The following is a 19,374-nucleotide window of genomic DNA, read 5'->3' on the forward strand; positions in this document are numbered from 1 at the left end:
CAGATGCAGATGTGACTTCCCGAGCCCCCCGCGGACGCAATGAAGGGGGCCTTCACATACTTGAGGCCGGTTCCCGCGCATTTGGTCGGCTGAATGCGAAAGGCACGCCGGCGCCCGACAGGGCCCGGCGTGCCGCTCACCCACCCCCGGGTCTACGAAGTCGCTCCGGCGTCAGCGTTTCGGAGGCCGGGGCCTGTGAGGAACGTGACCGCCGAGCGTCCTTCTTCGCGCGGCGCTTCTCTTTCCTGGTCTCGACCATCGTGTACAGCGTCGGCACCAGGATCAGCGTCAGCAGAGTCGAGCTGACCAACCCGCCGATCACCACGATCGCCAGCGGCTGCCCGATGAACCCGCCCTGGCCGGTGAGGCCGAGCGCCATCGGGATCAGCGCGAAGATGGTCGCCGCCGCGGTCATCAGGATCGGCCGCAGCCGCCGCCTGCCGCCTTCGACCACCGCGTCGGCGACGCTCATCCCCGAAGCCCGGTACTGGTTGATCAGGTCGATCAGCACGATCGCGTTGGTCACCACGATGCCGACGAGCATCAGCATGCCGATCAGCGCGGGCAGGCCGAGCGCGGTCCCGGTGGCCAGCAGCAGCCCGATCGCACCGGTCGCCGCGAACGGGATCGACACCAGCAGGATCAGCGGCTGGAGCAGGCTGCGGAACGTCGCCACCATGATCAGGTACACGATCGCGACCGCGGCCAGCAGCGCGAGGAACAGGTTCCCGAACGCCTCCTGCTGGTCCTCGCTGACCCCGCCGAGCTTGTACGCCGCGCCACCGCTGAACGTCAGACCGTCCAATTCGGACTGAATGGCCTTGGTGGTCGCGGCGAGGTCCGCGCCGGTGTTCTTGGCGGTGACCGTGGTGCTCAGCTCGCCCGAGGTGCGGTGCACCGCGGCCGGTCCGTCCACAGTGGACACGTTCGCGACGGTGTCCAGCCGGACGACGCCGGTGGCGCCCGGGATCGGCAGCGCCTTGATCGCGTCCACCGACACCGGGGCCGAGCCCGCGCGCAGCACGATGTCGGTGCGCTGCCCGTCCACCGGTAGCTGGGTCACCGTGCGGCCGGCGATGGCCTGGTTCGCGATCTGGCCGATCGTCGTCGCCGAAAGCCCGCTCGCGGCGGCCTTGGCGGCGTCGACCTCGACCTGCACACGCGGCGAGCCCTGCGCGAGGTCACTGGTCACCTCGGTCAGGTCCGGCACCCCGGACAGGGCCTGGCGGACCTGCTCGGCGGCGGGCTTCAGCGAGGCCTCGTCGGGAGCGGTGACGGTGATCGAGACCCCGTCGGAGTTGAAGCCACCGGCTTCGGCGCCGATCTTGACTTCGCCGAGTCCCGGCCCGCTCAGCTTGCCCCGCAAGCGATCCGAGAGCGCGTCGAGGTCGGTGTCCTTGGCGACGGTGGCCTGGATGTTGGTCGCCGTCCCGCCACCGCCGAAGAAGTTGCTTCCGCCGATGCTCACCTGGTAGGTCTCGACGTCGGGTTCGGCGGCGAGTGCCCGCTCCACCGCGCCGGCGGCCTTCTCCTTGGCTTCGGAACTCGTGCCGGGCGGCAGTTTCTGCGAAAGGCTCAGCGTCGTCGAGCCGGACTGGTCGAGGAAGTTCGTGTTCAGCTGCGACGCGAGCCCGACCGTGCCGCCGAAGATGATCAGCGCCAGCAGGACCACGGCGACGCGGCGCTGGGTGGCGAACCGGATCACCGGCACGTACCCGCGCTGGAGCAGCCCGCGGCGTTCCTTGTCTTCCGCGGCCTGCCGCGTGAGTTCGGCCTCGTGGTCGTTCGCCGGTGTCTTGGGCGGCTTGAGGAACCAGTACGCGAGCACCGGCACGATCGTCAGTGAGACCAGCAGCGACGCCAGCAGCGCCACGGTGACCGTGATCGCGAACGGGGAGAACAGTTCACCGACGAATCCGCCGACGAAGGCGATCGGCAGGAACACCGCGACGGTGGTCAGCGTGGACGAGGTCACCGCCCCCGCCACCTCGCGCACGCCGTCGAGGACCGCGCGTTCCTTTTCCTCGCCGTACGCCAGATGTCGTTTGATGTTCTCCAGCACCACGATCGAGTCGTCGACCACCCGGCCGATCGCGATGGTGAGCGCGCCGAGGGTGAGCAGGTTCAGCGACAGATCACCGGTCCACAACGCCAAGAGCGCCACGACGACCGAAAGCGGGATCGACACCGCCGTCACGAGCGTGGACCGCAGCGACATCAGGAACAACAGGATCACGAGGACCGCGAAAGCCAGCCCCAGCAGCCCTTCGGTGGTCAGCCCGCTGATCGCGTCCTTGACCGGGGTGCCCTGGTCGAACACGACGCTCATCTCGGCGCCGATCTTCTTCGACAGCCCGGGCAGCTTGTCCCGCACCGATTCCGAGATCGCGACCGCGTTCCCGTTCTCCACCATGGTGATCGAGAGCCCGAGGCTCGGCTTGCCGTTGGTGCGCGTGATCGACGTCGGCGGCGCGAAGCCGGCCTGGACGTCCGCGACTTCACCGAGCTTCACCGGCTTGGGCGCCTGCGCACCGGGACGCGACGACGGCGAGGCCGACGGCGTCAGGTGGAGATCCTTGAACGTGTCCACTGTGATCGGTCCGCCGCCGACCTGGACGGTGAGCGTCTTGTCCCCTTCGGTGATCGTCCCGGCCGGGACGGCGGCACCGGCGGTCTGCAAGGTGGTGGCGATCGACGACGGGTCGACACCCGCCGCGGCCAGCTTCGCGTAGTCCAGCGCGATCGTGACCCGCGGCTGCCGCGCACCGGTCACCGTGACCTCGCGGACGCCGTCGATCTTGCGCAGTTCCGGCGCGACCTCCCCGGTCAGCGCGGGCGCGAGCGCCTGCGGGTCGCCGGTGGTCCCGGCGGCGAGCAGCACGACCGGGAGGTCGTCGGTGGATCCCGCGGACACCGACGGTTCGGTGTTCTGCGGCAGCCGCGCCTTGACCCCGTCCACCACGCGCTGGATCTGCCCGACGGCGGCGTCGATGTCCGTGCCGAATTCGAACCGCGCGGTGATCTGCGACAAGCCTTCGGACGACGTCGAGTTCAGCTCTTCGAGGCCCTTCAGGCCCTGCAAACCGCCCTCGAGCGGCTCGGTGACCTGGCGATCGACCGCGTCCGGCGACGCGCCCGTGTACGGCGTGATGATCTGCGCCTGCGGGAATTGCAGTGAGGGGAACAGCTGCTGCTTGAGCTGAGGCAGCGCGAAGGCGCCGAAGCCGATGACCACCAGGGCGAGCAGCCCGATGAGACTTCGGTTGCGCAGGCTCAGTCTGGCCAGCGTGGACATGGCGGGATCCCCCAGGTAGTGCTCGGGAACGTGTGGATTACCGCGAGCCTTTCATGGCGGGGGGTGGACTGGATTCACACTACGGGTGGAATCGGGCTACGACTTCGGGATGAGGTTGTCCGCCATCCGGTGTCAACTTCGCCGTTCTGTCACCTGATCGGCGCCGCTGTGCGGTTCGTCGTTCACTGGCTGTTCCGAATCGTGTTCGGGCTCACTGTCGGCCGTTTCGCCGTCCGGACGGGGACGCCGCAGCGGGACGGTCGTCCGTTCCCACCGTTTGCGGCCCTCCTCGGCGCGGATCCGCTCGCTGGCCCGTTCCATCTCCAGCCGCCGCCATTTCCGGCGCTGGCGTTTGGTCGCCTTGGCGGGCCACAGTTCCTGGATCGCGCTGTTGAAGTAGGCGCCGCCGACCACCGCGAGGCCGATGAAGAACATCAGCAGCAGGAACGCGATCGGCGCGGCGAGCGCGCCGTAGGTGTAGCCGGTCTTGGTGATCCAGTTCAGGTAGATCCGCAGCCCGATGCTGGAGAGCAGGAACACGGCCATGGCGAGCATCGCGCCCGGCAGCCCGCGGTGCCACGGCAGCCTGCGCGGCAGGGACAGCTTGTACAGCGTCGTCAGCGCCAGCACGATCATCACGGCCAGCACCGGGTAGTACAGCGCGCCGACCCAGAACGACACCGTGCCGCGCCAGTCCGTGGGGAAGAACTGGGGGAGCAGGTCCGGCCCGATCGCCAGCAGCGGCAGCCCGACCACCAGGATGACCAGCCCGGCCAAGTAGAGCAGCAGCGCGAAGATCCGCTGCCAGACGTCGTTGCGGACGCCGTACTGGTCGTGCGCCACGGTGATCGCGTCGACGAACGACGACATCGCCGACGAACCCGCCCACAGTGAGATCAGGAAGCCGACGGAGACGATCTCGCCCTTGCCGACGAACAGGATGCTGTTGACCGTCGGCTCGATGATGTCGTGCACGGCGTTGTCACTGAAGATCGTCTTGCTGAAGGTGATGATCCGGTCGTGGACCGCGGTCACGACCTCCTGGCCGAACCAGTCGCCGACGAAGCCGAGGCAACCGAGGAGACCGAGCAGCAGCGGCGGCAGCGACAGTGTCTGCCAGAACGCGGCTTCGGCGGCCTCGGAGAAGATGTTGCCTTCCCACGCCTTGTTGAGCGTGCGGCTGAGCAGGCGCAACGGGCCCCTGCGGACCTTCGCGACCTCGGCGGCCGGCTCGTTCCGGCCGTTCTCCTCGCTCATGCAGCTCCTCCGCCAGCGCCGAGCGCCCTTGACGGGGTCCAGCATGGTCCATGTCCGGGCATTCGGCTCGCCGCCCCTGGGTTTTCAGGTGAGTAAACCGACAACGGGGGTGGCGCTTCCGGCGTTCCACGGAGGCGGCGGGTAGGCTCACTGGAGTGCCCTCACCTCAGGCGCCGGCGTCGCGGCCGGATACCAAAGTGGGGGTTTTCGCTTGTGGCAAGGCGATTGACCAGGGGTTTCGGTGAGGGAGGAGGGGAACCGCATGGCGGAAACGGTTGAACGTGATCGAGGCGAGCTGGGCGCGCCTCCCGCGGCGAAGGACAGCACCGCCCGCCCGCTGCGTGCCTGGCAGCGCCGCGCGCTGACGAAGTACCTGACGAAGAAACCGCAGGACTTCCTGGCCGTCGCGACGCCGGGCGCGGGCAAGACGGTGTTCGGGCTCCGGATCGCCGCCGAGCTGCTGAGCGACCGGACCATCGAGAAGATCACCATCGTCGCGCCGACGGAACACCTGAAGCACCAGTGGGCCGCTTCCGCGGCGGCCGCGGGGATCGCGATCGACTCGAACTTCCGCAACGGCGCCGGTGCCACCTCGCGCGACTACCAAGGTGTCGCGGTGACCTACGCGCAGGTCGCGGCGCATCCGACGCTGCACCGTGTGCGCACCGAGAACCGCAAGACGCTGGTCATCCTCGACGAGATCCACCACGGCGGTGACGCGAAGTCCTGGGGCGACGCGATCCGCGAGGCGTTCACGCCCGCCGTCCGCCGTCTCGCGCTGACCGGGACACCGTTCCGCAGTGACGACTCGCAGATCCCGTTCGTCACCTACGAACCCGACGGTTCGGGCTTCCAGCGCAGCAAATCCGACCACTCCTACGGTTACGCCGACGCGCTCGCCGACGGCGTCGTCCGGCCGGTCGTCTTCCTCGCCTACTCCGGTGAGGCCTCCTGGCGCACGAGCGCGGGGGAGGAGTTCACCGCACGGCTCGGCGAGCCGCTGACCGCGGAGCAGAACGCGCGGGCCTGGCGCACCGCGCTCGATCCCGCCGGTGAATGGATCCCGTCGGTGCTCCAGGCCGCGGACACCCGCCTCGCGCAGTTGCGCGCCAACGGCATCCCGGACGCCGGTGGCCTGGTGATCGCCACCGACCAGGATTCCGCGCGTGCCTACGCCAAGATTTTGGAGCGCCTCTCCGGCCAGACCCCGACGGTCGTCCTCTCCGACGACCCCAAGGCGTCCGGGCGGATCAAGGAGTTCTCCGACTCGACCGATCGCTGGCTGGTCGCGGTCCGGATGGTGTCCGAAGGCGTCGACGTCCCGCGGCTCGCGGTCGGCGTCTACGCCACGAGCGCGTCGACCCCGCTGTTCTTCGCGCAGGCCATCGGCCGGTACGTGCGATCGCGCAAACCCGGCGAGACGGCTTCGGTGTTCCTGCCGAGCGTGCCGGTGCTGCTGGAACTGGCCAGTGAGCTGGAGGCCCAGCGCGACCACGTCCTCGGCAAGCCGCACCGCGAGAAGGAGGGCTGGGAGGACGAACTCCTCGCCCAGGCCAACCGCACCGAGGACGAGCCGGGCGAGGAGGAGAAGGCGTTCACCTCGCTGGGTGCCTCCGCCGAGCTCGACCAGGTCATCTACGACGGCAACTCCTTCGGCACCGCGGTGTTCTCCGGTTCCGACGAGGAGCAGGAGTACCTCGGCCTGCCGGGGCTGCTGGAACCGGACCAGGTCCGCGCCCTGCTGCGGAAGCGGCAGGAAGAGCAGCTTTCGGACGAGAAGCGGCGCAAGCCCAAGGCCGAGCAGGAGGCGCCGGTCGTGCGGCCGCAGTCGGTGAGCGAACGGCTCGGCGCGCTGCGCAAGGAGCTGAACGCCCTGGTGGGCGTGCACCACCACCGGACGAGGAAGCCGCACGGCGCGATCCACAACGAACTGCGCCGGATCTGCGGCGGACCGCCGACCGCGATGGCGACGGTCGAACAGCTCGAAGAGCGGATCGTCACCCTCCGCACCTGGTAGCGCCCTCGTAAGCGCTATGAAAGGTCCTTTCATGGCATTGGGCACGGGGAGCGGCGTCGTGAGTATCTGAGGCACTGACTGCCTGCTCGGACGACACACGTGCTCGGATGGACGATGCACGTGTTTGGACGGACGACACACGTGATCGGACGGACGGCAGGCGTGTCGTCCACTCAGTCACGCGCGTCGTCCGTTGGATCACGCGTGTCGTCCACCCAAGCACGCGTGTCGTCCACCTAAGCACGCGACACCGCCGGTTCGGTCAGCGAACGCCCCGGTCAGCGCGCCACTGCCGCTGCTGCCGTCACACCGCGTGAGTGGTGGCGGTCACACTGTCAGCGGACCTAGACTGCGTACGCCTTGCTACGGCCACGTTGCCAAACCGTGTCCATTTGATGAGGCTTAATCGATCCAGCCGTCTTCCGCGAAACCCTTTCGGCGGCATATGTTGTCGCCCACAACATATGCGCGATGGTGCGATCGGTCCGCCTGGATCGCCGCCCGCGAGCAAGATTCGGAAAGGTTCGAGGATGCGCAGCAGAACCCTTACCCTCCTCGCCGCGACGGTGGGCGCCGGCCTGGTGCTCTCCGCCTGTGGCGCCAACTCCGCCGACTCGGGCAGCGGCAACTCCTCGCAGTCCGCCCCCGCCCCCGGCGGTGCCGCCGCCGGTGGCAAGGTCGGCGTCATCCTGCCGGAGACCGCGACCTCCGCGCGCTGGGAGTCCTTCGACAAGCCGTTCCTGACCAAGGCGCTCAAGGACGCGGGCTTCGACGCCGACGTCCAGAACGCCCAGGGCGACGTCCAGAAGTTCACCACGCTCGCCGACGGCATGATCGCGCAGAACGTCAAGGTCCTGATCATCGCCGCCATCAACGGCGAGGTCGGCTCGGCGGTCGCCAAGAAGGCACAGGCCGCGGGTATCCCGACGATCGACTACGACCGCCTGAACCTCGGCGGCAGCTCCGACTACTACGTCTCGTTCGACAACGAGAAGGTCGGCCAGCTCCAGGGCCAGGGCCTCGCCGACGCGCTGAAGGACAAGAAGGGCGCCGAGGTCGTCATGATCGAGGGTGCCCCGACCGACAACAACGCGACGTTGTTCGCCAACGGTCAGAAGTCCGTCCTGCAGCCGAAATTCGCCAGCAACGACCTCAAGCTCGTCCGCGAACAGGCCATCGACAACTGGGACAACCAGAAGGGTGGCCAGACCTTCGAGCAGATCCTGACCGACAACAAGGGCAAGGTCGACGGCGTCGTCGCCGCGAACGACGGTCTCGCGGGCGCGGTCATTACCGTGCTGAAGAAGAACGGCCTCAACGGCAAGGTCCCGGTCACCGGCCAGGACGCCACCGCGGACGGCCTCATGGCCATCCTGCGCGGCGACCAGTACATGACCGTCTTCAAGCCGATCAAGGAAGAGGCCGAGGCCGCGGCGAAGCTCGCCGTCCTGCTGGCCAAGGGTGACAAGGCGGGCGCCGACGCGCTGGCCACCGGCAAGGCGAAGGACCCGAAGGGCAACCGCGAGGTCAAGTCCGTGCTCCTCGAGCCGAAGCTGACCACCAAGGACGGTGTCAAGGAGGTCGTGACGCAGGGCTACGTCAAAGCGGCCGAGATCTGCGGCGGCGACCTGGCCGCGGCGTGCACGCAGCTCGGTATCTCCTGACCCGTTAATCCAGACGACCGGGCCGGGGTGTGCTCGCCAGACAGCGCGCCCCGGTCCGGTTCCCAGCCGGGAGAATTCGAGAACCCCCATGAGTGAACCCATCCTCGAACTGAAGCAGCTGAACAAGAGCTTCGGACCGGTCCACGTTCTCCACGACGTGGACTTCAACGTGCGTGCCGGTGAGGTCACCGCGCTGGTCGGCGACAACGGTGCGGGTAAGTCCACGCTGGTCAAGTCGATCGCCGGGATCCACGGCTACGACTCGGGCACGGTGAAGTTCCAGGGCGAGCCGGTGCACATCCACGGCCCGCGCGACGCCGCGGATCTGGGCATCGAGGTCGTCTACCAGGACCTCGCGCTGGCGGAGAACCTCGACATCGTGCAGAACATGTTCCTCGGCCGGGAACGCGGCAGCAAATGGCTGCTCGACGAGGCCAGCATGGAGAAGGCGGCCCGCGAGACGCTCGCCTCGCTTTCGGTCCGCACCGTGAAATCCGTCCGCACGCCGGTTTCGGCCCTCTCGGGCGGGCAGCGGCAGACCGTCGCGATCGCCAAGTCCGTGCTGTGGGACTCGAAGGTCGTCCTGCTCGACGAGCCGACCGCCGCACTCGGTGTCGCGCAGACCCGTCAGGTGCTCGACCTCGTCCGCCGCCTCGCGGAACAGGGCCTCGGGGTGGTGCTGATCAGCCACAACATGGCCGACGTCTTCGAGGTCGCCGACCGGATCGCGGTGCTCTACCTCGGCCGTCTCGTCGCCGAGGTGCACACCAAGGACGTGACCCACGGCCAGGTCGTGGAACTGATCACCGCCGGCCGCTCCGGCGACCTCGGCCTTGCCCGCCCCGAAGCCGTCGTACTGTGAGTGAGAAAGAACCGGAAATGACTGAGACTCCCGCAAAGCCCGCCTCGCCGGAGGGGGGCAAGCCGGCGGCCGCCGCGCTCAACCCGTCGGCGGCCATCACGGACTTCGGCATCGACACGACATCGATGTCAACGGGCGAGGCGATCGGCGACTACTTCTCCCGGCTCAAGGCGGGGCAGCTGGGTTCGCTCCCGGCGCTGCTCGGCCTGTTCGTCCTGGTGATCGTGTTCGCCTCGCTGTCGGACACCTTCCTGACGATGAACAACATCGCGAACCTGATGGCGCAGGGCGCCGGCAAGGCGATCATCGCGATGGGCATCGTGTTCGTCCTGCTGCTCGGCGAGATCGACCTGTCCGCGGGTACCGCGTCCGGGGTCACCGCCGCCGTCCTCGCGATGCACTACGTGCGTGACGGAAACCTGTTGGGCGGGATGGGGAACGGCGTGTTCATCGCCTTCCTCGTCGTGCTCGCGATCGCCGCGCTGCTGGGCGTGATCCTGCGGATCTGGGCCGGTGTCGGCTTCGCCGTGCTCGCCATCGCGCTGGTGCTGTCCGGAGCGGCGGCCAACCCGTGGATCGAGATCGTGCTCGCGATCAGCGTCGGTGGCGCGATCGGTGTCCTCACCGGCTTCCTGGTCTCGAAGATCGGCATGCCCTCGTTCGTCGTGACGCTGGCGCTTTTCCTTGCCTGGCAAGGTGTCATCCTCCAGTTCATCGGTGAGGGCGGCACCCTCGGCATCAGCACCTCGGACGTGCTGTTCAAGGTCGCCAACGGCAATCTGTCCACAGTGGGCAGTTGGATCCTGTTCGTGATCGCCGCCGGTGGGTTCGCCGCGGTGTCCTTGGGGCAGCACTTCTCGCGGCTCAAACGGGGCCTGGTGACCCAGCCGACGCCGATGGTGCTGCTCAAGGTCGGCGCGATCGCGGTCGTCGCGGCCATCGCGACGTACCTGCTCACGATCAACCGCGCGCCCAACCCGAACATCGTGATCTCCGGTGTCCCGTACGTCGTGCCGATCGTGCTCGCGCTGCTGGTGCTCGGCACCTACGTGCTCAACCGCACGCAGTACGGCCGCCACATCTACGCCGTCGGTGGCAACCGGGAAGCGGCCCGCCGTGCCGGTATCAACGTCGAGAAGATCCGCGCTTCGGTGTTCGTCATCTGCTCGGCAGTGGCGGCGATCGGCGCGATCGTCTACTCGTCGAAGGTCGGTTCGGTCGACCCGCAGGCCGGTGGCCTGAACACACTGCTGTTCGCGGTCGGCGCCGCCGTCATCGGTGGTACTTCGCTGTTCGGCGGCAAGGGCCGGGTCGTCGACGCGGTGATCGGTGGTCTCGTGCTGGCGGTCGTGGAGAACGCGCTGGGCCTGCTCAAGCAGTCGGCGGCGGTGGTCAACATCGTCACCGGTTTGGTGCTGCTTCTCGCGGCCACGGTGGACGCGCTGTCCCGGCGCCGCGCGGCTGCGTCGCCACGCTGAGTCCGCATGGAATGATGAAGCCCGTGACCAGCACACCCGTTGCACGACCAGACGAGGTGCGCAGGCACAACCGCACGACCTTGCTCCGGTTGCTGCACGTCAGCGGCCCGAGCACCAGGGCGACCCTGGCCACCGAGCTGGGGCTCAACCGCAGCACCATCAAGACCCTCGTCGACGGGCTCGCGGAAGCGGGCGTCGTCGAGGAGAGGGTCCCCAGGCCGGGACGAGGGGCGGGCCGCCCCTCGCTCCTGGTCCTGCCGCAGCCGCACGCGGCGGTGGTGCTCGCGGTCGACCTCCAGGTCGAGCACGTGGCCATCGCGCTGGTGGGGTTCGGCGGCCAGATCCTGGGGCGCAACAGCTGGAATCTCCACGGCCGGACGCGGGAGGCCGACGAGGTGATCACGCACGTGATCGAGTCGACCACCGTGCTGGCGGGCGACCTCGATGTGCAGCCGATCGCCGCGGGGGTGTCCGTGCCCGGCGTGGTCCGCCGGATGGACGGGCACGTCCACGAGGCGCCCAACCTGCGCTGGACCGACGTGGCGCTCGGGGAACGGCTCGGCGGTGTGCTGCGCATCCCGATCCTCGTCGGCAACGACGCCGAACTCGGCGCCATCGCCGAACACCTGCGTGGTGCCGCGCGGGGTTCGTCCGACGCCGTGTACGTCTCCGCCGATGTCGGTGTCGGGGGAGGGATCATCGCGGACGGCTCCGCGCTGCGCGGTGGCGCCGGCTACGTAGGTGAGATCGGCCATATGGCGATCCGGCCCGGCGGCCGTCCCTGCTACTGCGGGTCCAGCGGCTGCTGGGAGACCGAGGTCGGCGAGGCGGCCCTGTGCCGCGCGCTCGACCTGCCCGAGGACACTCCGCGTGGGGCGATCCTGGTCGAACTGCGCGAACTGGGCCGAGACCCGCATGCGGCCGCTGAGCGGCTCTCGGAGTTCGCGGAATGGCTGACGCTGGGCCTGGTGAATGTGGTCAACCTGCTCGGCCCGCAGCTGGTCGTGCTCGGCGACCTGCTCACCGTGCTGCCCGATTCGGTCGTGCGGTCGGTGGCGGCCGAGGTCCGGCGGCGGAGCCTGGTCAGCCGGGCGGTCGGCGGGACGCAGATCGTGAGTTCGGCGCTGGGCGCGGACGTCAAGCTGCTGGGCGCGGCCGAAGCCGCCTTCGAAATGATCCTGGACACCGTCTAGGACCCGTGAGCGATTGGGGTTGTCTTCACCGCAAGTAGTCCTCTACTTGCGGTGGGGGCAGGGAGGCGCGGGTGAGCGAGAGGGTCTGGCTGTCTTGAAGGTGGCCTCCAGGACAGCCACGACTCGCGTGCCCGATGTTCTCCGTGGCACGTGAACGAACCCGGCAACCCCGTCCTATCCGCCGTAGGTACCTGAACCGCTGTTGGCTCTAACGATTCGAATTGCTCACGAGACCCGACAGCAGGGCCACCAGAGCGGCCAGGGCCTTCTCCTTCGCCGCTTCGGGGTCTTCGGCGTGCGCGATCATCAGCGCCGCCTCCGCGCAGGCGCTCAGCACCAGTTGCGCCAGCTCCGGGATCGGCGCCTCGATCAGCAGCCCGTCCGCCGCGGCGGCCTCCAGGATCTCCGTGATCAGGCCCAGCCCGTACCGATTCTCCAGTTCGCGCCATTCCTGCCAGCCGAGGACGGAGACGGCGTCCGTGAGCGCGATCCGCACCACCTCGGGCCGCAGGCACAGGTCCAGGAACCGGCTCAGCACGCCGAGCGCCCCCGACCACGGATCGGCCGTCGACCGCAGGACGGCCTTGAGATCGTCGGTGAGCTCCGTTTCGATCTGCTCGATCACGGCGCGGAACAGCCCTTGTTTGTCCCCGAAGTGGTGGTACAGCGCGCCGCGGGTGACGCCCGCCGCCCGGACGATCTCGTCGGCGGGCACGGCGGCGTAACCCTGTTCGGCGAACAGCGTCCGCGCCGCCGTGATCAACGCGGTCTGCGTCGATCGCGATCGTTCGGTCTGGCTACGTCGTGGCGTGGGCACGCAGGAATTCCACCATCACGGCGCTCAGCCGCTCCGGCTGGTCCTCCGGCACGAAGGCGTAGGAGTCCTCGATCGTCTTCAGTTCGGCGTTCGGAAGGACCTTGGCGAGCTTCTCGCCCAGCCACAGCGGGAAGTGCCTGTCTTCGGGCGCCCAGGCCAGCAGCACGGGCTTCTCGAAGGCGGGCAGCCGCTCGGCGGCGGTCAGGGTGTACCGGTTGTCGATTCCGGCGAGGAACCGCGCGAGGTCTTCGCGGATCGCCCGGTCCCGGCGGCTGGGCAGCAGGTACGCGTCGAGGATGTGGCCGGGGACCGGGTGTTTGGCCAGCCAGAGGAAGTCCGTCGTCTTCAGCAGCCATCGCCAGCGCAAGGCCTGGATCATCGGCCAGGTGCCGCCGGGGATCCGCGCCAGCGGGCTGAGCGGCGAGAACATCGGCGGCAGGAAGCGCTCGAAGGAATCCGACGGGGTCAGCACGACCCGGCCCACCCGCTCCGGACTCGTGATCATGAGCAGCTGGGTGAGCGCGCCGCCGGTGTCGTTGGCGACCACGGTGACGTCGGTCAGGTCGAGTACCTCCAGGAACCGCGCGATGAGCGCGGCGACCCCGGGCGGGCTCAGGTCGGCATCGGGGACCGGGATCTCGTGCGAGCCCAGCGGCCAGTCCGGCGTCAGGCAGCGGAATCCCGCTTCGGCGACGGAAGGGGCCACGTTCCGCCAGAGCAGGCCGTTGGTCAGGAGACCGTGCACGAAGACCACGGGAGGGCCTTCGCCGCGGTCGCGATAGCGGATACGGGCGTCACCGAGGTCCACCTCGCAGAATTCGCTGATGGGCATAACGACAACATACATGCTGTCTGTATGTATTCGCCGGGCGAAAACAGGGCGGCCGGCGTGCTCCATGGGGAGCAGCCGGCCGCCGGGTGGTCGTGGACTGGTGGCTACCGCTGAATGTCCGCGGACATTTCCTTGAGCTTCGTTTCGTGTGCGCGGGCGTGGTGACCACAGAAGAGCAACTCGCCACCGGTGCTGAGAATGGCTCGAACCTGGGCTGCAGCTCCACACCGGTCGCATCGGTCGGCAGCGGTCAGTTCGGGGCGGGTGAGCGTCGGTGAAGTCATTGGAGTCTCCCTCCGTCCCGGCACCGGTGACCCGGTGCCATCGATCCAGCTACGACCACTTCGGCACTGATGCCGGCAACGTTCGTTCCCGGCCCCGCCGTGTTCGTGCTTCCACTCTTCCAGACGTTTGGCGGCCCGCAAGTGTTCCCGTGCGGGTGTCTCATTTGTCACTGGTAATTACCTCGTATGTCGTAGCGTAATCACGCAACGTGGGAGACGACTCCCCGCCGGACCGCCTTTTCCCACGTCAGGCACCATGCGGGGGTGGGTATCGCAGTCGTCCGGAACCGGTTCGCGGGCGTGCCGCCGCCGGTCTTGTTCGTTCTCAGCGGAATTTCGATGTACGCCGGCGCGGCCGTCGCCATAGGTCTCTTTTCGGTCGCCTCACCCGCCGGGGTGGCCTGGCTCCGCTGTCTCGGCGCCGCCGTTGTCCTCCTGGCGTGGCGCAGGCCACCTCGTTCGGCGTGGACCGGGCGCGCGTTCCTGCTCGCCGGGGTCTTCGGGATCGTCACCGCCGGGATGAACGTGCTCTTCTACGAAGCGATCGCCCGGTTGCCACTGGGCACGGCGGTCGCGCTCGAGTTCGCCGGGCCCGTGCTGGTCGCGGCGTTCGGTTCACGCACCCGCCGTGACGTCTTCGCGTTGCTGCTGGTGGTGGCGGGTGTCGTGGCCATCGCGGACGTCCGCCTCGAAGGCAGCCTGCTCGGCGTGCTCTTCGCGCTGGGGGCGGCGGTCGCCGGGGCCGGGTACATCCTGCTCGGGAAGCGGGTCGCGGTCGGCGGGAACGGGATCGACGGGCTGGCCGTCGGGTTCGCCGTCGGCACCTTCGTGCTGTCGCCGCTGGCGTTCGGCACCGGCGCGGTGTGGGGTTCACCACGTCTGCTGGTGCTGAGCGTAGGTGTGGGTGTGCTCGCGACCGTCGTGCCGTACGCGCTCGACCAGGTGGTGCTCCGCAAGGCCGGGCAGGCGCGGTTCGCCGTGCTGCTCGCGTTGCTGCCGGTCACGGCCGGGGTGATCGGCCTTCTCTGGCTCAAGCAGGTCCCGGCCCTGCCCGAGGCGCTCGGCACGCTGGCCGTCGTCGCCGGGGTGGCGCTGCGGTCGCCGGGGAAACGTGATGACTCGGCGCCCCTCTGAGCGCGATACTGACCAGCCTGTAGCGCTACCAGCACCGGGAGGACACGTGGCCGACATCCGGCGGGCCAGCACCGTCGAGGAGGTCGTCGCCGCCGAGCACCTGTTCGACGGCCCCGCACAGCGGACAGCCTCCGAAAAGTTCCTCGCGGGGGAGGAGAACCACCTGCTGATCGCCTACGAGGACGGTCACCCGGCGGGGATGATCACCGGCACCGAGGTGACGCATCCGGACAAGGGCACCGAGATGTTCCTCAACGAACTCGACGTCAGTCCGGACTACCAGCGGCGCGGTATCGGCCGTGACCTGGTCGACGCACTGGCCGGGATCGCGCGGGAGCGCGGCTGCCGGGGGATGTGGGTCGGGGTCGAAACGGACAACGAAGCCGCGTTGGCGACCTACGCTTCGGCAGGGGCGGCGAACGAAGGGCCGTTCATCATGCAATCGTGGGTCTTCGAAGACTGATGTCCTCCGGAATCGACGGCGACCGGATCGGCCTGTCCGGTCGCCGCTGGCTACCCGGCGGAGAGCATCTCGTCGCCGTCGCGCGGGCCGAACTCCCGCAGAAGGACGGCCTCGCCGGACCCTTCGCGGCGCTGGCCGCCCTGCGCGCCGCGGGGTTCGGCGTCACCGACCAGGACGAGGTCGCGGCATCGGCGGGCACCACTCCGGACGGCCTGTCGCGGGCGATCGTGGCCTTGTCGGGTGGACGTCTCGCCGCGGTGCCCGCCGCCGGGAACTGGGCGCCGCAGTCGTTGTTCATGCTCCTCGCCGCGTTGTGGCAGCTGCCGCGGGTGGCGTTGATCGCGGAGGTCGACCCGGCCGAATTCGGCGCGCACGACACCCCGCCGCGAGCACTGCTCGACTACCTCGACACGGGTGTCCCGCCGCTGTGGTCGTCCCGCTGGCGTCCGGCGGCCCGGCACTCGGTACTGGTGACCGGGATGCGGATCGGCGCCGAAGGGACTCTGGTGTCCATTATGGACGGTTATCCGTCCTTGGGGGACAACGGCTTGCACGACCAGCCGGTGGAATGGGTGGCCGCGGCGCTGCACCGGATGCTGATCGTGGTGGACGACGGCGACACCGAGGCCGCCGTCGCCGCGATCACGACGGCGGGTCTGTGGAGCTGAGGCCGTCCTTCGCGAAACGGGAGTTCCTGCGCCCGTGGAAGACGTAGATCAGCAGGCCCAGCAGCAGCCACGCGGCGAACCGCAGCCAGGTCATCACGTCGAGGTTGAGCATCAGGTAGAAGCACGCCAGCGCCGCCACGACGGGCAGGTAGGGCGAGAACGGCACGGTGAACGGGCGCTTCAGATCCGGGCGGCGTTTCCGCAGCACCGGGACGGCCACCGCGACGATGATCATCGCCGACAGCGCGCCGATGCTGACCATGTCGGCGAGTTCGGAGATCGGCACGAACGCGGCCAGCGCCGCGATCAGCACCGCACCGGCGATGGTCATCCGGTGCGGGGTGCCCCAGCGCGGATGCGCCGTGCCGAACTTCTCCGGCAGCAGGCCGTCGCGGCCCATCGCGAACCCGATCCGGCCGATCGTCACCAGTTCCACCATCATCACCGACGTCAGCCCGGTGACCGCGCCGAGTGAGATCAGCGCGCCGACCCAGTGCTGTCCGACCCGGTCGAAGGCGTCGGCGAGCGGGGCGCCCGTGTCGATCTCGGTGAACGGCACCATCCCGGTCAGCACCAGCGAGACCCCGATGTAGAGCAGGGCGCAGACCCCGAGCGCGCCGAGGATGCCGACCCGCAAATCGCGTTCGGGGCGCACGGTCTCCTCGCCGAGGTTGGCGAGCGCCTCGAAACCGGTGTAGGCGAAGAAGACGACCGCGGCCGCGGTCACCATTCCCGCGATGCCGTAGACGGACTGTTCGAGTCCGAGCGCGGCTTGCACGATCGGCTGGTGCAGTGTCCCCGCCGTCTCCGTCGGCGGCTGGGACGGCGGGATGAACGGGGTGAGGTTCTCGCCGCGGACGTAGAACACGCCGACCGCGAGGATCAGCACGCAGACCGCGACCTTGACCAGCACGAGGAGATTCGTCACCCGCGCCGACTCCTTGATCCCGACGACGGCGATCACGGTCAGCACGGCGATGATCACGACCGCGCCGATGTTCACTTTCGCGTCTTCACCGAACCAGTCGGGGGAGAGCCCCATCAGGTTCGCGAGGTAACCGGACCAGCCGCGGGACACGACGGCCGCGCCGAGGGCGAACTCGAGCAGCAGGTCCCAGCCGATGATCCAGGCGAACGTTTCGCCGAGGGTGGCGAAGGCGTAGGTGTAGGCGCTTCCGGCCGTCGGCACGCTGGAGGCGAGTTCGGCGTAGCAGAGGGCGGCCATCCCGGCCACGACGGCGCCGAGCACGAACGAGAGGGTGACCGAGGGGCCGGCATGGGATTTCGCCTCGACACCGGCGAGGGTGAAGATCCCGGTGCCGATGATGATGCCGACCCCGAAGCCGATCAGGTCGCGCCCGTGCAGGCGGCGCTTCAGCTCCCCCGAATCCTGTCGCTTCAGGACCTCGTCCACGTCCAGTGTTCGCCGCATGGAGGGTCACGCTAGAAGATCGCCGTCCACCCCGCAGATCGGTGGGGATCAGTCCTCCAGGACGACGCCGTTCTCCTGCGCGAGGATCGCCGCCTGCACCCGCGACCGCAGCTCCAGCTTCGTCAGCACCCGCGACACGTGCGTCTTCACCGTGGTCTCGCCGATGTGCAGCCGCGTGCCGATCTGCGCGTTGGACAGGCCGCCGCCGAGGCACGCCAGCACGTCACGCTCGCGTTCGGTCAGGTCGTCGAGTCCGTCGGGGACGAGGGACGGCTCGCGGGTCCCCGCGGCGAACGCGGCGATCAGCTTCCGCGTGACCTGCGGGGCGAGCACGCCTTCACCCGCCGCGACCAGCTTCACCGCCTCGATCAGCCGCGACGCCTCCACCGACTTCAGCAGGAACCCGGCCGCGCCCGCCCGCAGCGCGGCGTGGACGTACTCGTCGAGATCGAAGGTGGTCAGGACGAGGACCTCACACAGCCCTTCGGCGGTCAGTTCCCGGGTGGCCGCGATGCCGTCGACGCCGGGCATCCGGACGTCCATCAGCACGACGTCCGGCTTCAGCGCCTTCGCCTGGCGGACGGCGGTGGCGCCGTCGGCGGCCTCGCCGACCACCTCGACGCCCTCGGCGTTGCCGAGGATCATCATCAACCCGGCACGGATCGCGCCGTGGTCGTCGGCGACCAGCACTTTGATGTTCTCGTCGCTCAAGACCCCTCCAGAGGAAGTTCGGCACGGACCAGCCAGCCACCGCCGGACGGCCCGGCGGTGAGAGTGCCGCCCACCGCGGCGGCGCGTTCCCGCATGTTCAGCAGGCCGAGTCCGGTCCCGCCGTCGTCACCCGAGCCGGAGCCGGGGCGGAGATCATTGCGCACTTCGACGGTGAGTATGCCGCCGTGCGCACGGATGTCGAGCAGCGCCCGCCCGCCCGCGGCGTGCTTGGCCGCGTTGGTGAGCGCTTCCTGGGCGATCCGGTACGCGGTCAGATCCACCGCGGCCGGCAGGGCGGGGGACTGGTCCACCACGGAACCGATCTCGACCTCCAGCCCGCTGGCGCGCGCCGATTCGACCAGTTTGGACAGTTCGGCCAGCCGGGCCGGTGCGGTCGGTTCGATCTCGGCGTTCCCCGTCGAAGCATCCGCGCGCAGCAGCCCGATCATCGCGCGCATCTCCTCCAGCGCGCTCACACTGTTCTCCCGCACCGATTCCAGGACCTTCCTGGACAGTTTCGGGTCGGCGGTGGACATCGACAACGCGGCCTCGGACTGGATCGCGATCGCCGAAAGATGCCCGGCGATGACGTCGTGCAGATCCCGCGCCATCTTCGAGCGTTCCCCCGCCACGGCCGCCTTCCGGTCCAGCCTGCCGATCTTGGCCAGCTGGACCGCGTTCGCCCGTTCGCTGTCGGCGATGTCCCGCTGCTGCCGCACGTTCGCCGCCCACCACACCGGGGTGACCAGGAACGGCAGCAGCGCGAAAGCGGCGAGGATCGCCGTCCGCCACTGCGCCGAGAAGACGAGCGCGAGGCAGACCACCCCGAGCGTCCCGATCGCGGCGACGCCGATCATCAGCCTGCTGGTGCGCCGCGAACCGTAGAGCGTCGTCGCGTAGAGGAAGTCGGTGAAGACGACCAGGATCGGGAGGGAGGGACCGAACGCGATGTCCACGGCGAGCACGACCAGCGCGCACAGCAGCGCCAGCGGGACCTTGCGGCGCAGCATTTCCAGCGCGCACAGCACGGTCAGTTCGGTCAGCCGGATCCACAGTGGAGTGTCGTCCTTGCCGCTGAGCAGCACCTGCATCCCGCTGACATAGACCAGCACGCCGACGACCCAGGTGCCGAAGGCGATGACGAGGTCCTGTTTCCATTCGGCGAGGTGGTTCAGGCGCGGGACGAGCGTGGGCACCCGTCCATCCCAGCACACCGAGGTGCGCGACGGGGTCCTACTAACTGATGACGGTGATCTCGTGCCGTAAG

At 68.9% G+C, this 19,374-nt stretch carries 16 protein-coding genes; 8 read left to right on the forward strand and 8 right to left on the reverse strand.

Going from position 1 to position 19,374, the window contains the following annotated elements; genetic code table 11:
- Positions 1-136 precede the first annotated feature (136 nt).
- Positions 137-3,295: an efflux RND transporter permease subunit gene (locus BS329_RS24195; protein ID WP_076163548.1), complete on the reverse strand. Its 3,159-nt coding sequence runs from the start codon at positions 3,293-3,295 to the stop codon at positions 137-139.
- A 132-nt stretch (positions 3,296-3,427) separates the two neighbouring features.
- Positions 3,428-4,552: a YihY/virulence factor BrkB family protein gene (locus BS329_RS24200; protein ID WP_076163549.1), complete on the reverse strand. Its 1,125-nt coding sequence runs from the start codon at positions 4,550-4,552 to the stop codon at positions 3,428-3,430.
- Positions 4,553-4,814: 262 nt separating this feature from the next.
- On the opposite strand from BS329_RS24200, the gene BS329_RS24205 reads away from it, so the two are divergent.
- From BS329_RS24205 to BS329_RS24225, 5 genes are all read left to right on the forward strand, one after another.
- Complete coding sequence (locus tag BS329_RS24205; protein WP_076163550.1) at positions 4,815-6,569, forward strand: DEAD/DEAH box helicase; 1,755 nt, start codon at positions 4,815-4,817, stop codon at positions 6,567-6,569.
- Positions 6,570-7,099: 530 nt separating this feature from the next.
- Entirely contained in the window at positions 7,100-8,233 is a 1,134-nt protein-coding gene (locus tag BS329_RS24210) for a sugar ABC transporter substrate-binding protein (RefSeq protein WP_076163551.1), read from the forward strand.
- A gap of 88 nt (positions 8,234-8,321) precedes the next feature.
- The gene (locus tag BS329_RS24215; RefSeq protein ID WP_076163552.1) at positions 8,322-9,095 is read left to right on the forward strand and encodes an ATP-binding cassette domain-containing protein; all 774 of its coding nucleotides are present in this window, start codon (positions 8,322-8,324) and stop codon (positions 9,093-9,095) included.
- A gap of 17 nt (positions 9,096-9,112) precedes the next feature.
- Positions 9,113-10,573, forward strand: a complete 1,461-nt coding sequence (locus tag BS329_RS24220) for a sugar ABC transporter permease (protein ID WP_084750159.1) — start codon at positions 9,113-9,115, stop codon at positions 10,571-10,573.
- Between the two features lie 11 nt (positions 10,574-10,584).
- On the forward strand, positions 10,585-11,766 hold the full coding sequence (locus BS329_RS24225) for an ROK family transcriptional regulator (protein WP_076163553.1): 1,182 nt from the start codon (positions 10,585-10,587) through the stop codon (positions 11,764-11,766).
- 208 nt (positions 11,767-11,974) lie between these two features.
- Here BS329_RS24225 and BS329_RS24230 read toward each other — a convergent pair whose 3' ends face one another.
- The 3 genes from BS329_RS24230 to BS329_RS44700 form a co-directional block, all read right to left on the reverse strand.
- The gene (locus BS329_RS24230) at positions 11,975-12,583 is read right to left on the reverse strand and encodes a TetR/AcrR family transcriptional regulator (protein ID WP_076163554.1); all 609 of its coding nucleotides are present in this window, start codon (positions 12,581-12,583) and stop codon (positions 11,975-11,977) included.
- Entirely contained in the window at positions 12,564-13,415 is an 852-nt protein-coding gene (locus BS329_RS24235; protein WP_076163555.1) for an alpha/beta fold hydrolase, read from the reverse strand. Before BS329_RS24235 ends, BS329_RS24230 begins: the two co-directional genes overlap by 20 nt.
- Positions 13,416-13,519: 104 nt before the next feature.
- Positions 13,520-13,699 (reverse strand): DUF7455 domain-containing protein, encoded by a 180-nt coding sequence (locus BS329_RS44700; protein WP_016332937.1) that lies wholly within the window; start codon positions 13,697-13,699, stop codon positions 13,520-13,522.
- 339 nt (positions 13,700-14,038) lie between these two features.
- Between BS329_RS44700 and BS329_RS24245 the strand changes: the two genes are divergently transcribed.
- The 3 genes from BS329_RS24245 to BS329_RS24255 are packed head-to-tail and all read left to right on the forward strand — an operon-like array spanning position 14,039 to position 15,964.
- On the forward strand, positions 14,039-14,833 hold the full coding sequence (locus tag BS329_RS24245) for an EamA family transporter (protein ID WP_076163780.1): 795 nt from the start codon (positions 14,039-14,041) through the stop codon (positions 14,831-14,833).
- 46 nt (positions 14,834-14,879) lie between these two features.
- On the forward strand, positions 14,880-15,296 hold the full coding sequence (locus BS329_RS24250) for a GNAT family N-acetyltransferase (protein WP_076163556.1): 417 nt from the start codon (positions 14,880-14,882) through the stop codon (positions 15,294-15,296).
- On the forward strand, positions 15,296-15,964 hold the full coding sequence (locus tag BS329_RS24255) for a DUF6885 family protein (RefSeq protein WP_076163557.1): 669 nt from the start codon (positions 15,296-15,298) through the stop codon (positions 15,962-15,964). Before BS329_RS24250 ends, BS329_RS24255 begins: the two co-directional genes overlap by 1 nt.
- On the opposite strand, the gene BS329_RS24260 is transcribed toward BS329_RS24255, so the two are convergent.
- The 3 genes from BS329_RS24260 to BS329_RS24270 form a co-directional block, all read right to left on the reverse strand.
- Complete coding sequence (locus BS329_RS24260; RefSeq protein WP_076163781.1) at positions 15,939-17,378, reverse strand: APC family permease; 1,440 nt, start codon at positions 17,376-17,378, stop codon at positions 15,939-15,941. The genes BS329_RS24255 and BS329_RS24260 overlap by 26 nt on opposite strands.
- Positions 17,379-17,444: 66 nt before the next feature.
- Positions 17,445-18,107: a response regulator gene (locus BS329_RS24265; protein WP_076163558.1), complete on the reverse strand. Its 663-nt coding sequence runs from the start codon at positions 18,105-18,107 to the stop codon at positions 17,445-17,447.
- Positions 18,104-19,303: a sensor histidine kinase gene (locus BS329_RS24270; RefSeq protein ID WP_076163559.1), complete on the reverse strand. Its 1,200-nt coding sequence runs from the start codon at positions 19,301-19,303 to the stop codon at positions 18,104-18,106. The genes BS329_RS24265 and BS329_RS24270 overlap by 4 nt, the downstream gene beginning before the upstream one ends.
- Between the last annotated feature and the right edge of the window lie 71 nt (positions 19,304-19,374).

Source organism: Amycolatopsis coloradensis, assembly GCF_001953865.1.
In the GTDB taxonomy this organism is placed as follows: Bacteria; Actinomycetota; Actinomycetes; order Mycobacteriales; family Pseudonocardiaceae; genus Amycolatopsis; species Amycolatopsis coloradensis.